This is a genomic window from Alteromonas sp. ABH2_165 (assembly GCF_056159945.1).
Genome location: NZ_JBSWWF010000004.1, coordinates 394,098 through 408,649, shown reverse-complemented (window position 1 = coordinate 408,649; position 14,552 = coordinate 394,098). Strand labels below are relative to the sequence as shown.

The 14,552-nt window shown below is 50.7% G+C and carries 12 protein-coding genes and 1 other RNA gene; 5 read left to right on the top strand and 8 right to left on the bottom strand.

Features of this window, described 5'->3' with window-relative positions:
• Positions 1-176: 176 nt before the first annotated feature.
• The 3 genes from gcvP to gcvT all read right to left on the bottom strand — a co-directional run bounded on the left by gcvP (position 177) and on the right by gcvT (position 4,671).
• Complete coding sequence (gcvP, locus tag ACXAFQ_RS10735) at positions 177-3,074, bottom strand: aminomethyl-transferring glycine dehydrogenase (RefSeq protein WP_474821427.1); 2,898 nt, start codon at positions 3,072-3,074, stop codon at positions 177-179.
• 95 nt (positions 3,075-3,169) lie between these two features.
• A complete protein-coding gene (gene gcvH, locus ACXAFQ_RS10730) occupies positions 3,170-3,559 on the bottom strand; it encodes a glycine cleavage system protein GcvH (protein ID WP_070125073.1) in 390 nt (129 codons plus the stop codon).
• A 32-nt stretch (positions 3,560-3,591) separates the two neighbouring features.
• Positions 3,592-4,671, bottom strand: coding sequence for a glycine cleavage system aminomethyltransferase GcvT (gcvT, locus tag ACXAFQ_RS10725; RefSeq protein WP_474821424.1), 1,080 nt, complete (start codon positions 4,669-4,671; stop codon positions 3,592-3,594).
• A 139-nt stretch (positions 4,672-4,810) separates the two neighbouring features.
• Between gcvT and ACXAFQ_RS10720 the strand changes: the two genes are divergently transcribed.
• Both ACXAFQ_RS10720 and ACXAFQ_RS10715 read left to right on the top strand, forming a co-directional pair.
• Positions 4,811-5,662, top strand: a complete 852-nt coding sequence (locus ACXAFQ_RS10720; protein ID WP_474821421.1) for a LysR family transcriptional regulator — start codon at positions 4,811-4,813, stop codon at positions 5,660-5,662.
• 256 nt (positions 5,663-5,918) lie between these two features.
• On the top strand, positions 5,919-7,112 hold the full coding sequence (locus tag ACXAFQ_RS10715) for a porin (RefSeq protein WP_474821419.1): 1,194 nt from the start codon (positions 5,919-5,921) through the stop codon (positions 7,110-7,112).
• Here ACXAFQ_RS10715 and ACXAFQ_RS10710 read toward each other — a convergent pair.
• Entirely contained in the window at positions 7,109-8,395 is a 1,287-nt protein-coding gene (locus ACXAFQ_RS10710; protein ID WP_474821415.1) for a M24 family metallopeptidase, read from the bottom strand. The genes ACXAFQ_RS10715 and ACXAFQ_RS10710 overlap by 4 nt on opposite strands.
• Before the next feature lie 160 nt (positions 8,396-8,555).
• Here ACXAFQ_RS10710 and ACXAFQ_RS10705 point away from each other — a divergent pair, with 160 nt between their 5' ends.
• Entirely contained in the window at positions 8,556-8,801 is a 246-nt protein-coding gene (locus ACXAFQ_RS10705) for a hypothetical protein (protein WP_474821412.1), read from the top strand.
• Between the two features lie 40 nt (positions 8,802-8,841).
• On the opposite strand, the gene ACXAFQ_RS10700 is transcribed toward ACXAFQ_RS10705, so the two are convergent.
• Genes ACXAFQ_RS10700 through ACXAFQ_RS10685 form a run of 4 tightly spaced genes read right to left on the bottom strand, consistent with a single transcriptional unit; the run spans position 8,842 to position 13,104 of the window.
• A complete protein-coding gene (locus tag ACXAFQ_RS10700; protein WP_474821408.1) occupies positions 8,842-10,014 on the bottom strand; it encodes an FAD-dependent monooxygenase in 1,173 nt (390 codons plus the stop codon).
• A 10-nt stretch (positions 10,015-10,024) separates the two neighbouring features.
• Positions 10,025-11,221 carry a 2-octaprenyl-6-methoxyphenyl hydroxylase gene (ubiH, locus tag ACXAFQ_RS10695; RefSeq protein ID WP_474821405.1) on the bottom strand — a complete coding sequence of 399 codons (1,197 nt, stop codon included), beginning with the start codon at positions 11,219-11,221 and terminating at the stop codon, positions 10,025-10,027.
• A 3-nt stretch (positions 11,222-11,224) separates the two neighbouring features.
• Entirely contained in the window at positions 11,225-12,535 is a 1,311-nt protein-coding gene (pepP, locus tag ACXAFQ_RS10690; protein ID WP_474821401.1) for a Xaa-Pro aminopeptidase, read from the bottom strand.
• 2 nt (positions 12,536-12,537) lie between these two features.
• On the bottom strand, positions 12,538-13,104 hold the full coding sequence (locus tag ACXAFQ_RS10685; RefSeq protein WP_083272975.1) for a UPF0149 family protein: 567 nt from the start codon (positions 13,102-13,104) through the stop codon (positions 12,538-12,540).
• Positions 13,105-13,434: 330 nt separating this feature from the next.
• Here ACXAFQ_RS10685 and ssrS point away from each other — a divergent pair.
• Positions 13,435-13,617: non-coding RNA, 6S RNA (gene ssrS / locus ACXAFQ_RS10680), on the top strand.
• 21 nt (positions 13,618-13,638) lie between these two features.
• Entirely contained in the window at positions 13,639-14,538 is a 900-nt protein-coding gene (locus tag ACXAFQ_RS10675; protein WP_474821395.1) for a ribokinase, read from the top strand.
• Positions 14,539-14,552: the final 14 nt, after the last annotated feature.

Here is a 14,552-nt window from a genome sequence, read left to right as displayed (position 1 = left end):
AAGCGGCCCTCTTACAAATATCCCAGTAATGCTCACTCACTGCCAAGAGCTATGATTTTGGCTTTCAAAGGCAGCCTTAATTTCCAGGCATCCATAAACAAAAAGGCGAACCAACCGGTTCGCCTCCATCAATCTAAAACGTCAATCACAAACAATCAACGCCGAAAAGTGAAACCTCACTCCTCAATATAGCTCTCAATAGGTGCACAGCTGCACACCAGATTACGGTCGCCGTAAACGTCGTCGATACGGTTCACGCTTGGCCAGAACTTATTACGGGCTACGGTGGCTACCGGGTATGCGGCAACGTTGCGGTCGTAGCTGCGGTTCCAATCGCTGTCACAGATATCAGCCAGCGTGTGTGGTGCGTTGTGCAGCGGGTTGTCGGTGGCATCCCACTCGCCGCTTTCCACTTTGGCGATTTCGTTGCGAATGCTGACCATGGCCTCGATGAAGCGGTCCAGCTCGTATTTGGCTTCAGATTCAGTTGGCTCAATCATCAGCGTACCGGCTACCGGGAAGCTCATGGTAGGTGCGTGGAAACCGTAATCGTTCAGACGCTTGGCGATGTCCACTTCGGTTACGCCAGAGGCTTCTTTCAGCGGGCGCAGATCGATGATACATTCGTGGGCTACGCGATCGTTGCGGCCTTTGAACAGTACCGGATAATGGCCTTCCAGCGACTTGGCGATGTAGTTGGCGTTGAGGATTGCCACTTCTGTTGCCTTACGCAGGCCAGCACTGCCCATCATTTTGATGTACATGTAGCTGATTGGCAGAATTGACGCACTGCCCCATGGCGCAGCAGATACAGCACCACAGTCTTTGCCGGTACCTTCAATGTTCACCACTGCGTGGTTTGGCAGGAAAGGCGCCAGGTGCGATTTCACACCGATAGGACCCATGCCCGGGCCACCACCGCCGTGCGGGATACAGAAAGTTTTGTGCAGGTTCAGGTGCGATACGTCTGAGCCGATGAAACCAGGTGCGGTAATGCCTACCTGAGCATTCATGTTGGCGCCGTCCATATAAACCTGACCGCCGTGATCGTGCACGATATCACAGATTTCACGGATGGTTTCTTCGTAAACTCCGTGGGTAGACGGGTACGTGATCATGGCACAGGACAGGTTATCGCCCACTTCTTCTGCTTTCTTACGCAGGTCGGCCAGGTCAACGTTACCGTTCTTATCACAGGCAACCACCACTACTTTCAGGCTTACCATTTGCGCCGACGCCGGGTTAGTACCGTGGGCAGAGCTTGGGATAAGGCACACGTTACGGTGGCCTTCTCCACGGCTCTCGTGGTAACGCTGAATCGCCAGCAAGCCAGCATATTCGCCCTGCGCACCGGAGTTAGGCTGCATAGACAGGTTATCGTAGCCGGTGATGTTGATCAGCCAGTCGCTCAGCTCATCAATCATTTCTTTATAGCCGCCAGCCTGTTCAACAGGGGCGAACGGGTGCAGTTGACCAAACTCAGGCCAGGTTACCGGGATCATTTCGGCAGTGGCGTTGAGTTTCATGGTGCATGAACCCAGAGAAATCATTGAGTGGTTCAGCGCCAGATCTTTGTTTTCCAGCGACTTGATATAACGCAGCATCTCGGTTTCAGACTGATACGAGTTAAATACTTCGTGGGTCAGGAAATCTGAGGTACGTACCAGTTCAGCAGGAATAGACTTGCTGCCCTGCGTGGTGACTTCCGCGTCCAGGCCGTCGATGGTCAGACCGTGTTCCAGACCCAACAGCACGTCGAACAATGCCAGAATGTCTTCGCGGTTAGTGGTTTCATCCAGTGAAATACCCACTGCACCGTCGATGTCTGCACGCAGGTTCATGCCACGTGCGTAAGCCTGTTCCAGTACTTCAGCTTTGTTGTCCACCAGCACAGTCAGGGTATCGAAATAGGTGCTGTGTTTCAGCGCCATGCCTTTTTGCGTTAAACCGGTTGCCAGTATGTCGGCAAAACGGTGAATGCGGTTAGCGATGGTTTTCAGGCCTTCAGGACCATGATAAACCGCATAGAAAGATGCCATGTTGGCCAGCAGCACCTGCGCGGTACAAATGTTGGAGTTGGCCTTTTCACGGCGAATATGCTGTTCACGGGTTTGTAGCGCCATACGCAGTGCACGGCGACCACGGGTGTCTTTACTCACACCAATGATACGGCCAGGCAGTGAACGCTTGTAGGCGTCTTTGGTGGCGAAGAATGCCGCGTGTGGACCACCGTAGCCCATAGGCACACCGAAACGCTGTGCGCTACCCAGTGCCACGTCGGCACCCATTTCGCCAGGCGATTTCAGCATTACCAGGCTCATCAGGTCGGCAGCAACAGCTACGATACCTTTTTTCGCCTGAACGGCTGCGATGATGTCGCTGATGTCTTTCACTTCACCGGTAGACGTTGGGTATTGCAGCAGTGCACCGAAAACGTCGTGATCAGCCGCTTCAGCAGCAGGACCGGTCACAATGCCGAAACCAAACATTTCTGCGCGGGTTTCGACCACGTCTTTGGTTTGCGGGTGAACGTCGTCAGCGATGAAGAACAGGTTGGCTTTTTTGTTTTTAGAAACGCGCTTGGCCAGTGCCATGGCTTCAGCAGCGGCGGTGCCTTCGTCAAGCAGTGATGCAGACGCCAGTTCCAAACCGGTTAAATCCATGGTGACTTGTTGGAAGTTCAGGATAGCTTCCAGACGGCCCTGGGCGATTTCTGGTTGATACGGCGTGTACGCGGTGTACCAGCCTGGATTTTCCAGCACGTTTCTTAAGATTACGTTGGGTACGTGGGTGTCGTAATATCCCATACCGATAAACGAGCGATTGATTTTGTTTTTACCCGCAACGGCTTTCAGCGCTGCCAGTGCGTTAACTTCGGTTTGTCCTTCACCAACTTCAATTGGCTTGTCCAGCTGAATAGCAGCAGGTACGGTTTGCGCCATTAAATCGTCTAGCGACTCGGCACCAACTTTGGCCAGCATGGCCTGAATTTCTTCTTCACCCGGACCGATATGACGGCGGATGAAGGCATTTTTTTGCTCTAACTGAGCCAGAGAAACAGATGAATTCGACATAGTATTGTTAAGCACTCGCAATGGATGAGATAAACAAAAGGGGCGTGATAACCTGCCCCTTTTACGCCTTGTAGATGTTTAGCTGCGCGCGACGATTACTCTTCGTCGATGCTGTTTTCGTAGCCTTCTGCGTCAAGCAGACCTTCTACTTCAGTGGCGTCATCTGCCTTAATTTTGAATAACCAGCCGTCACCGTACGGGTCGCTGTTTACCAGCTCAGGAGAGTCTTCCAGCGCTTCGTTAATCGCAACGATTTCACCGCTGATTGGCGCGTATACGTCTGAAGCGGCTTTTACAGATTCAGCTACACACACGTCGTCGCCAGTGCTTACTGCGTCGCCTACGTCTGGCAGATCAACGAAAACCATGTCACCCAGCAGATCCTGAGCGTGCTCAGAAATACCTACAGTGAATACACCGTCGCCTTCCGGGCGAACCCACTCGTGAGTTGATGCATAACGTAAATCGGTTGGGATATTGCTCATAATTAGTTCCTGATTATTCCTTGATGTTGGGATTACAATACACTTTTACCATTGCGCACGAAGCTGGGCTTAACAACACTTACTGTAACCCACTTTTTACGCATTTCCACCTCTACTGTTTCACCAGTATCAGCAGGTACACGGGCAAGTGCAACGGAATGCCCTAATGTTGGAGAGAAGGTGCCTGAAGTGATCACGCCTTCCCCTGATTGTGTGCGGATGTTCTGACCATGACGCAGTACGCCTTTCTCGGTCATCACAAGGCCTACCAGCTTATCGGTGCCGGCTTGCTTTTGTGCTTCTAAGGCTTTACGGCCCACGAAATCACGATCTTCTGGTTCCCACGTAATGGTCCAGCCCATGTTGGCGGCCAGTGGTGAAACGGTTTCGTCCATATCCTGACCGTACAGGTTCATGCCGGCTTCCAGACGCAGGGTATCACGTGCGCCCAGACCACATGGCTTCACGCCAGCGTCCAGCAGACTTTGCCAGAACGCACCGGCCTGTGCTTTTGGTACCATAATTTCATAACCCGCTTCGCCGGTGTAACCGGTAGTGGCGATGAACAGATCTTCTGCCTGCACGCCGAAGAACGGCTTCATGCCAGCAACCGCTTCTTTTTGCGCGGCGCTAAACAAGGTGGCGGCTTTTTCTTTTGCATTCGGGCCCTGAACGGCAATCATGGCGAAGTCTGGTTTTTCAGTGATGGTGACATCGAAACCACTGGCTTTATCGTTCAGCCAGTTCATGTCTTTTTCGCGGGTAGCAGAGTTCACTACCAGACGATAATTGGTGTCGTCGAAGAAATAAACGATGAGGTCATCAACCACGCCGCCTTCTTCGTTCAGCATGCCGCTGTACAGCGCCTTGCCCTTAACCTGCAGCTTGGCTACATCGTTGGCCAGCAGGTAACGCAGATAATCTTTTGCCTGCGCACCGGTCACATCAACGATGGTCATGTGAGAAACATCGAACATACCGGCGTCACGACGTACCGCGTGATGCTCTTCGATTTGTGAACCGTAGTTAATTGGCATATCCCAGCCAAAGAAATCGACCATTTTTGCACCGGCTTCCAGGTGCTTGGCGTGTAACGCGGTAGTATTCGTCATGCGACTTTGTCCATTTCGATGTGTTAATAACAGCACAAAGTATAGGGTTACGACAAAAGACCAATCAAATTGGAATTTCTTATCATTACATTTGCAAATATAATATAAGGCAGTCGTATCATCAGCATTTCAAATCATTATGAAGCAACTGTCGTTAGATAACCTGCGCACCTTTGTCAGCGTGATTGAACAGGGTGGCTATGCCAAAGCCGGGGATTTCCTCGGTCGTTCACAGCCTGCCATCAGCCTGCAAATCAAAAAGCTTGAAGAACAGCTCGACCGCAAACTGTTCACCAAAGTGGGCCAGCGGCACATGCCCAGTACCGATGGCAACTGGCTGTACCCGAAAGCTAAGGAACTGCTGGAACTGAACGACGGCATTTTCCGTGCGCTCACACCAGCGCCGTTAAGCGGCCGCTTGCGTTTGGGTATCCCTAATGAATTTGCCTCTACCCTACTTCCGGGTTTAATTGGTGAGTTCTCCAAGCGTTATCCTGACGTCTCTCTGGAAGTTACCTCTTCGTTAAGCCGGGATTTACTGCATGCCTCACGCCGTAATCAGTTCGATTTAATCTTGGCGTTAGTGAACCCTGATGCGAAATCTGACGACGGTGAACTGGTGCTGGAAGATGATGTGGTGTGGGTAGGCGATGCTAACCGGCCTTTTGTAGGCGAAAACATTCCGCTGGTGCTTGCACCAGATGGCTGTATGTATCGCAGCCGGGTTATCGACGAATTAAAACAGCAAACCCGTTCCTGGAAAATCAGTTATACCAATGCGGATTTGAGCGGTCTGGTGGCGGCTATTCAACAAGGTTTAGGCATTACCGCCCTCGCCCGCTCGAGTATGCCGGAAAACCTCACCGTGCTGAAAGACAACCGACTCCCCCATTTAGGCAAGGTGAACATTTGTTTGTTTAACCAAAGCATTCAGCATCCCGTGGTAAGCCGCACACTGGCAGACTTCATCAAAAGCCGGTTACAGGGGTAGTCTACAGCGGCCCGTTTACAATGCGTTTTTGTGTAAATGGGTGAACGTGAATAAGCACTGAATAGCGATCTGAATTGGATGAATTGTCGTTAAAGTGGAATGACTAAACGGTCTGTATTTCGGCCGTTTTTTTGATCCTCGTGGTACCCATCCCGATTTATGACGCTTTGGTGACACTTTTATGACTTTCAGCCTTGATCACCGACTGAAAATATTTACACTTCGCATTCCTTTTTTTCCGTCCTCAAGTTGCTCCATGTCTGCTTTTATATGTAAACGTTTAACTGCCCTATTTCTCATTATCTCTTTTAACGTGTCTGCATCGGGCTTATCTGATGCGCTCGCTAACTATGACGGTAAGGGCCTTATTTTCGAAAGTGACGACGGCCAATACCTGATGCAATTGCGCGGACGTGTACAAACTCGCTTTGCAAATCCTGGCCTTGGTCAGCCGAACGATCCCGGTGACTTCATTCGTGAAAGTGGTAACCAGTTTGACGTGAATCGTGCCCGCCTCAAAGTAGGTGGTCATATGGTGCGTGACTGGCTGAAATACTACTGGGAATACGAGGTAGCCGACGACCGCACACTTAATGCCACTATCATGGTGGAAAAATACGATGCGCTGAAATTCAAAGTAGGCCAATGGAAAGTGGAATATTCCCGTGAGCGCAGCGTAAGCAGTGGCGGTCAGCAAATGATGGATCGCTCCATTATCAACCGCATTTTCACCATCGACCGCCAACAAGGTGCCTCGGTGTACGGTCATCTCGATGGCGGCGGTGTGCTGAACATGAATTATTGGGCGGGCGTTTACACCGGTTCAGGCCGCGGCGAATACAATAACCATGATGGGGAGAACTTGTATTCGGGTCGCTTGCAGTGGAATTTTCTTGGCGAAGAAGTGGGCTTTAAAAACAGTGACATTAAACGCTCTGAAAAACCCAAAGCGGCACTGGCTATAGCAGGCGCAAAGTACCGCAGCATTTATACTCGATTCTCTTCATCCGGTGCCGGCGCATTGGATAATGTGGATATTGGTGAATCGGCCGGCCAGTATGACGTGAAGCAATACGTTATTGATGCGGCCTACTTTTACCAGGGCTTTAATGCGCAGGCTGAATTTCACGAAAAGTCAGTTACCGACAGAATAAACGGCGGTATGAAAACTCGCCTGACCGGTTACTACGGACAGGCTGGTTACTTTGTGCATGAAGCGTTTGATTGGTGGCCAGCGCCATTAGAAATTGCCGTGCGCTATGCCACCTACGACCCGAACACCGCCGATAATGCCGACGAATTCTTCGAGAAGTCGCTGGCGCTCAACTGGTTCATTCGCGGTCACGACAACAAGGTGACCGCTGAAGTTAGTCATATCAGTATGGAACAGTCAGACATTGAAGTGGGCGACCGCACCACCTGGCGCTTGCAATGGGACGTGAGTTTCTAAGCCATCGTGCTTAAACGGCCTAACGGCTTATCCAGACTTTCCGGGGGCTCGGTAAACCAGGCCGGGCCCGATTCAGTCATGTATAAACAGTCTTCTAATCGCACGCCAAACTCACCCGGAATATAAATACCCGGTTCGTTCGACAAACACATGCCTGGTGCGAGTTTGGTGGTTTCTCCGTGTACGAAATTTACTTTTTCGTGGCCTTCCATTCCAATACCGTGCCCGGTTCGGTGAGACAACCCCGGTAATGCGTATGCAGGCCCGTAACCCAAGGTTTCGTAATATTCGCGTACCGCATCGTCTACTTTGCCGGTTGGCGTGCCGTTCTGCGCTCTTTCAAACGCAATTTGCTGACCTTTATGCACGGCATTCCACACCTCGCGCTGTTTCTTCGACGGCTCGCCGAACACCCAGGTTCGGCTGATATCTGACTGATACCCGTGCACAGCACAGCCACAGTCCATAAGTACAGTTGACCCTTCGCTGATCACTTGCTTTTGACTGGTACCATGAGGGTAAGCGCTGGCTTCGTTGAACAGTACCAGGCCCCAAATGGATGAACCGCCTAATTGCTGCTGTGCGGCAGCCATAATTTGTTTAACATCACTTTGCGCCATACCAACTTCGAGTTGTGAGTACACATGCTCGTAAGCCTTTAACGTGACTTCGTTGGCTTTATGCATGAGTTGCAGTTCATGGGTACTCTTGTACATGCGGCAGCCCAAAATCACCGGTTCTGCAGGTACATGTTCACACCTTGTCATTTGCGACATCAGACCATTCAGTACGAAGTAACGAACGGTATTTTCAAAACCGATTTTGCCTTTATCAAGATTGCGGGCTTTCAGTGCTTCGTTTACCTGAACAAACGGACTTTCGTGCTCCTGCCACACCCGTACCTCGGCATCGATGGCCAGAGATTCTTTCACGCTCGGGGCTTCAAAAAATGGGGTGACAACAGCTGGCTGACCTTCTTGAGGGATAACCAGCGCCGTAAGACGTTCACTGCGCCACCATTGCATGCCACTGAAATAGGTCATAGATGCACCAGGCTCAATGACGAGCGCACTCAGCCCCTGCTTTACCATGAGTTGCTGGGCTTTTTTAATCCGCGCTTCATGCTCTGCTTTGCTAATTGGCTTTACGTTGCCGGTGATGGGTTGCAGTGCGTTAGATTGTTGCCCGGTGGTGGATACAGATGCGTTTGATGCCAGTGTCGAACCCATGGCAGTCATGGCGCCGAAACCGGCTGTAAGTTTCATAAATGCGCGTTTGTTCATTGGAATTCCCTTTTTAATTTTATACTTTTGTCTAAATTACCTGATATTTTCACGCAGTATACTGGTTGTCTTCTATTGTCGACGAAGCGCGAGTCTTTAGCGTTCAGTTTTGTCACAAATCCTAAACGCGCAACGATAATTATTGTCTTAGGCAATTACCATGGAAAACAAACTGGAAAGCAATCTGAAAGAGGTTAACTCTATTTTGTTGTCTGCCCTGTCCCGCTATTGTGACAACAAACGTCTGTTGATCAAGAGCATAGAGGATGCTTATGATCGTATGTTGGTTGCGGAACTGTACGACACTTCTGTACTAACTATTAAGCTTATTTCTGAGCTTGAGGCAGAGTACGAAATTTTTCATCCTCAAACCCAGAAACGAACGACGGAAGTCGCTGGGGTTTAATGTCCCTTTCGTGCTCGAATTCCTGTTCGGTGGCGCCCTGCTACCACCCCATTGCCTGCGCCAACCACTGACGCTTTAGTCCCGGTAGGGAATCGGTCACCACCAGTCCGGCTCCACGAATGAGTTTTTTCAGTGGATTATCACCCGCAAACAATGTTTTGAAACCGTCCATAGCGGCAATCACGGCAGCGGCATCCGCTTTCCTTGCACGTTCGAAACTACGTAACTGTGCCACATCGGTAAAATCCACATCTTGCTGTACACACGTTTTCAATGTGTCAGCCAATGCGAAAGCGTCGCGCATTCCCAGGTTCACGCCCTGCCCAGCAAGGGGATGGATAGTATGCGCAGCATCGCCAATGATCACTACACCGGGTTTCACCCATTGTCTGGCATAACGCATGGTTAGCGGAAAAGACATACGTTCACTGTCGAGGCTCAATAGACCCAACACACAGTCGCTGGTCGCCGTTAGGCGGTGGCTGAATGTCGCGTTATCCAGAGCGAGAATGTCTTGCGCCACTTCGTTACGTTGAGACCACACAATGGACACTTCATTGGGGTCCGCCAACGGCAACAAGGCCAATGGCCCGTCGGGTGTGAAAACTTGTCTGGCACATTGGCCATGGGGCTTTTCGGTGCGAATGGTGGCGACAATGGCAGTGTGGCCATAATCTTTAAATGCCAGCGGAAACTGGGCGTGTTGACGAATGTAGGAATTGGCGCCATCGGCCCCCACCAGCAATCGACAGGCAATCACTTCATCGTTATTCAGCATCAGCATGGTTTCACGCTGACCAGTGAGCACTTTGTCTATTGTCGCCTCGATCAATTTTACCGACGCTTGCTGCGCTACTTTTTCTGCCAGGGCGTTAGTGAGCAATTGATTCTCAATGATATGACCAAGCTGGGGCGCGGGGAGATCGTCGTGGCTGAAATCGATACGACCGAAGCTGTCTTTATCCCACACGCTCATGGTTTTGTAAGGGCTTAGACGGTTGCGGGGCATGCGTTCCCACACGCCTATGTCGGTTAATACTTGCTGATTCGCGCCGTTTATTGCACTTACGCGCAATGTGGGAACTTCCGGCATCGCTTGTTCGAAAGGCTGGTTGCTGATCACGGCCACATTGAGGCCACTGCCGTCTAATGCCGACGCGAGGCTTAATCCCACCATGCCACCACCAACAATGGCGATATCCACATTTTCCACTTACTTCTCCTTAAGCGCCAGGCGCAAATCCAGTGGTTTGTCTGACAAACGCCTGCTTCAACGACGGACAATTGTCCATGGCGACCAGTCCCACATTCCGAAGCCCGATAAGGCCACGGTTATTATTTGAAAATAAACGCACTAACCCATCAGTAAGCGTAATAGTGGCTTGCTTGTCTTTACTTCGGCTTTGCTGATATTCCCGCAAAACAGAAAACGCGCCAGGGTCGTCGGCTTTTGCCAAGGTTTTCACTAGGCCTATTGCATCCCGTAAACCAAGGTTGAAACCTTGCCCGGCAATGGGATGAAGTGATTGCGCCGCATTACCACACACCACCGCACGGTGCGTCACGGGCGCGGTCACTTGTTTAAGTACCAGCGGATAAGCGCTACGTTCACCGACTTGCGTAATAGCGCCCTGTCGCCAGCCAAAAGCTTGCTGCAATAATCGTTTAAAATCGTTATCGCCAAGCGACATAACGTTATCCACCTTTTCAGGCGGCACTGTCCATACCACAGAAAACCCCTGATCGTTTTCTTGTCCGCTCGCCAGCCCAGGGTCATAAGGTAAAAAAGCTAATGGCCCCTGTGAAGTGAAACGTTCGTAAGCTTTATGATTATGCGGTTTCTGGGTTAACGCATTAACAATGATGGCAGTTTGGCCGTAATCGTCTTCCTGGCGTTCGAATCCAAGCTGTTCATCCAGCCCCGAACGTCCGCCGTCTGCCAGCACAACTAATCGGGCCGACACTTGTTGCCCATCGCTAAGTGATAATAAAACACCATCCTGCTTACGTTCTACCGTATCCACAGTGAGGGGGCAAAGCAGCGTAAAGTCATCGGTGTCGGGAGCAATTTGAAGCGCCGCCCCAAGTTGATGCAACGACACCACTTTACCAAAGTGGTCTACATGAAAATCGGCCGCGTCGAGCTGACACAAACCTGCAGCCCCTTTATCTGATACCTGAATATGACGAATAGGCACGGCACCGGCATGACTAACGTCGATACCAAGGCTGCTGAGCTCATCAACGGTGCGTTTCGCCAAAGCGATAACGCGGGCGTCGAAGCCAGGATGATGGGCCGACGCTGAATACTGATTGGCTTCGACAAGTGCCACGGAAAAAGAAGTATGGGCAAGCAAACCGCGGGCGATAACATGACCCACGGCCCCGCCACCCACAATTACGATATCTGTCTGGATCACCAGTTAAGACTTCCTCATTAATGCTTCAATCTGGTCGATTTCTTTTGGTACATCAGATGTGATTACGTCTGCCCCGGTAGCCGTGATCACCAAGTTATCTTCGATTCGCACACCTATGCCGCGATACTGCGCATCCACATCGGCATCTGGGGCGATGTAAATACCTGGCTCGATAGTGATCACCATGCCTGGCTGTAGGGGCCGCTCTTCGCCATCCAGACGATAATCGCCCACGTCGTGCACATCCAGGCCGAGATAATGCCCAATGCCGTGCATGAAAAATTCGCGATACGACAGCGCCTCAAGATTTTCTGCCACCGAACCAGATAACAGTCCCAGTTTAATCAGCCCTTCGGTGATCACTTCGGCCGCCACATTACCGGCTTCAGTAAGGGTCATTCCTGGGCCGATGCGGTCCAGTATGGCCATTTGTGCATCTAACACCAGTTGGTAAATTTCCCGCTGGGGCTGCGTAAATGTGCCCGATACCGGGAAGGTACGCGTGATGTCGCCAGCGTAGCCGAAGTATTCCGCGCCGGCATCGATCAGGATCAAGTCGCCGTCTTTTACTTCATCGGCGTTTTCGGTGTAATGCAAGATACAGGCGTTGTCGCCACTGCCCACGATGGTGCCGTAAGCCGGACTTCGCGCGCCAGACATGGCAAATTCGTGATGCAGTTCGGCTTCGAGCTGATACTCGAAGCAGCCAGGATGGGCAAATTTCATGGCGCGGCTATGTGCGCGGGCCGATATTTTTCCTGCGGCCTTCATTAGCGCGACTTCACAGGAAGATTTAAACAGGCGCATCTCATGAATGAGTGGCAGGATGTCGTGTAGTGCACTCGGGGCGAGATTTTCTTTGTGCGCGGCTGCGAGAGTCGTGCAAGCGCGCTGTATTTCTGTACTTGCCGCCATATTACCGAACGGGAAATACACATGGTCGTGTCCGCCCAGCCATTCTTTTAACACATGGGACAATTCGTCTGAAACAAACGCTTCGTCGAGAGAAAATTCAGATAACCCGGCATCAGCACCCAGCCTTCTGCCCTGCCAGATTTCAGCTTGTTTATCTTTAGGGCGGAAAACCATAGCCCGGTACGGGTCGGAGAATTGGCTATGATTCGATAACAGCAGCCAGGAGTCAGGTTCGGCAAACCCGGTGAGGTACCAAAAATCGCTGTCCTGCCGGAATGTGTACTCGGTGTCGCGACTGCGGGTCACTAAACTCGCCGCTGGAATAACACAAACACTTTCCGGCTCGCACAATGCAAGCAGACGATGCTGTCGAGCTATAAATTCCTGCGGACTAATCATAACTAATGTACCGATGGTTTATCTTTTTGATCTTCAATGAGTGACTGACCCAGCTCATTGAAACATAGCAGTGCGGAAATCTTCACGTATTCCACCACTTCAAAAAGTGCTCGCTCTGATTCTTCATCTTCCGTCATGGGTTCTTCCATGCGCGCGATGTCAGAGAAGTCCTGCAGCGCTTCTTTTACATCTTCAGAGCATTGCATCATGTCTTGCTGATACAAACCAAAGCCCAGCATAAAGCCCTGTACCCAATTAATCAGGCCCAAACCGCGATCATTAATAGGCGCTTTATCGTCGGGCAGCATCAGACTGAGGGTAAATTCAGCTTCGACCAACTGCTGACATAAGCTATTAAATACATCGGTGAGCATATTTTCCAGCTCCGGCGGGAACGCCGCGCCCTGGTTCAGCGTGTCTTTTAATACATCCAGCCATTTGCGTTCCGATACCGGCATGCCGCCGCTTAACATACCGCAAAGAATACCCTGCAGCTCAGCGCCGTCGGCGATTACATCATATTGCGACAGCGTGTTAGTCACGCGGTCATAATCAAGTTGCTTTTCCACGAAAAAATTCCATTGGTTAATTGCCGCCATGCTAACAAAAAGGCGTATTAAAACCCAGTTTAACCCATTTTCGTGCTCAGCGATTGCGCACTTGAATCAATGCCTCTTTCAACCGCAACCGGAATGCTTTAGGATCGCTCCTGTTGACGATACAATCCTGTTTAATTAAGCACCAAGCTTAACCAGATGGTCAAGATGCGAACCCCTTACCACAACAGGCTTTGAACCAATAATTCAGTGTTTTTTACAAAGTAATGTAAACTTATGCAGGTGATCCGCTTCACGAAGCCTGTCGTTTGATATACTCTGTTGCGCTGTTTTTATAATCTATGTCTTCTGGAATGTTCGCCAGTTCATTCATGTCCCTGGCCGATGCTTTAAACCTAGGAAGATGACATTGTTGCTATTGTGCAAGCTCGGCGCGTATCGAGAAGCCTACGGCAACGACGAGTCTTCCGCCCTGAATCTTTCGGTTCACGGGCGAACGATGAACAGCGGCATTCTGGAAGGCGCCCTCTTTCGACGGAAGTAGAAATGGCAGTTATTAATTTTGGTTCAATAAACATCGATCACGTCTACCATGTAGAGCATTTCGTACGCCCGGGTGAAACCCTGGCCTCCACAAAATACAGTCAGTTACTGGGTGGCAAAGGTGCCAATCAGTCTATTGCACTGGCCTGCGCTGGCGCAGATGTGAAGCACGTAGGTGCTATTCACCAGTCAGATGCCGCTTTTAAACAAACGCTTATTCGCCACGGCGTGGATTGTCAGTATATGGGTTGCGGTGAAACACCGTCTGGTCATGCGATTATCCAAGTCACGCCCAGCGGCGAAAACGCCATTGTGCTGTTTGGCGGCGCCAATCAAACCATTACCGATGCCACCGTACGTAAAGCGTTAAGCGATACTACGTCTGCTGACTGGGTACTGACTCAGAATGAAACCAGCAGCATTGCAGACATTCTTTCACAAGCAAAAGAGAAAGGTCTGAAAGTGGCGTTTAACCCGGCGCCTATGAGCGAGTCGGTTAAGTCGCTGCCTTTGGAATGCGTTGATTTGCTTATTGTCAATGAAACTGAAGCCGCAGCGATTACCGGACAAGATGAGTTTGAAGACATCATCAGCTGGTTTAAAGAGAATTGGAAACAGGGCGAAGTGATCCTGACCATGGGTAAAGACGGTGTGATGATGCTGCGTAAGAGCGGTGACATCATTAAAGTGGATGCTTTCACCGTAGATGCGGTTGATACCACTGCCGCAGGAGACTGTTTTATCGGCTATTTTTTGTCGGCCTACAGTAATCACACCGATGCTAAACAGGCACTGGTGCGTGGCTGTGCGGCATCAGCCATAGCGGTTACCCGGGAAGGCGCAGCGCAATCTATTCCACAACAAAAAGAAGTCGATCGTTTTCTGGCTAAGCATGCCCGATAGTTCACAAGGATAAT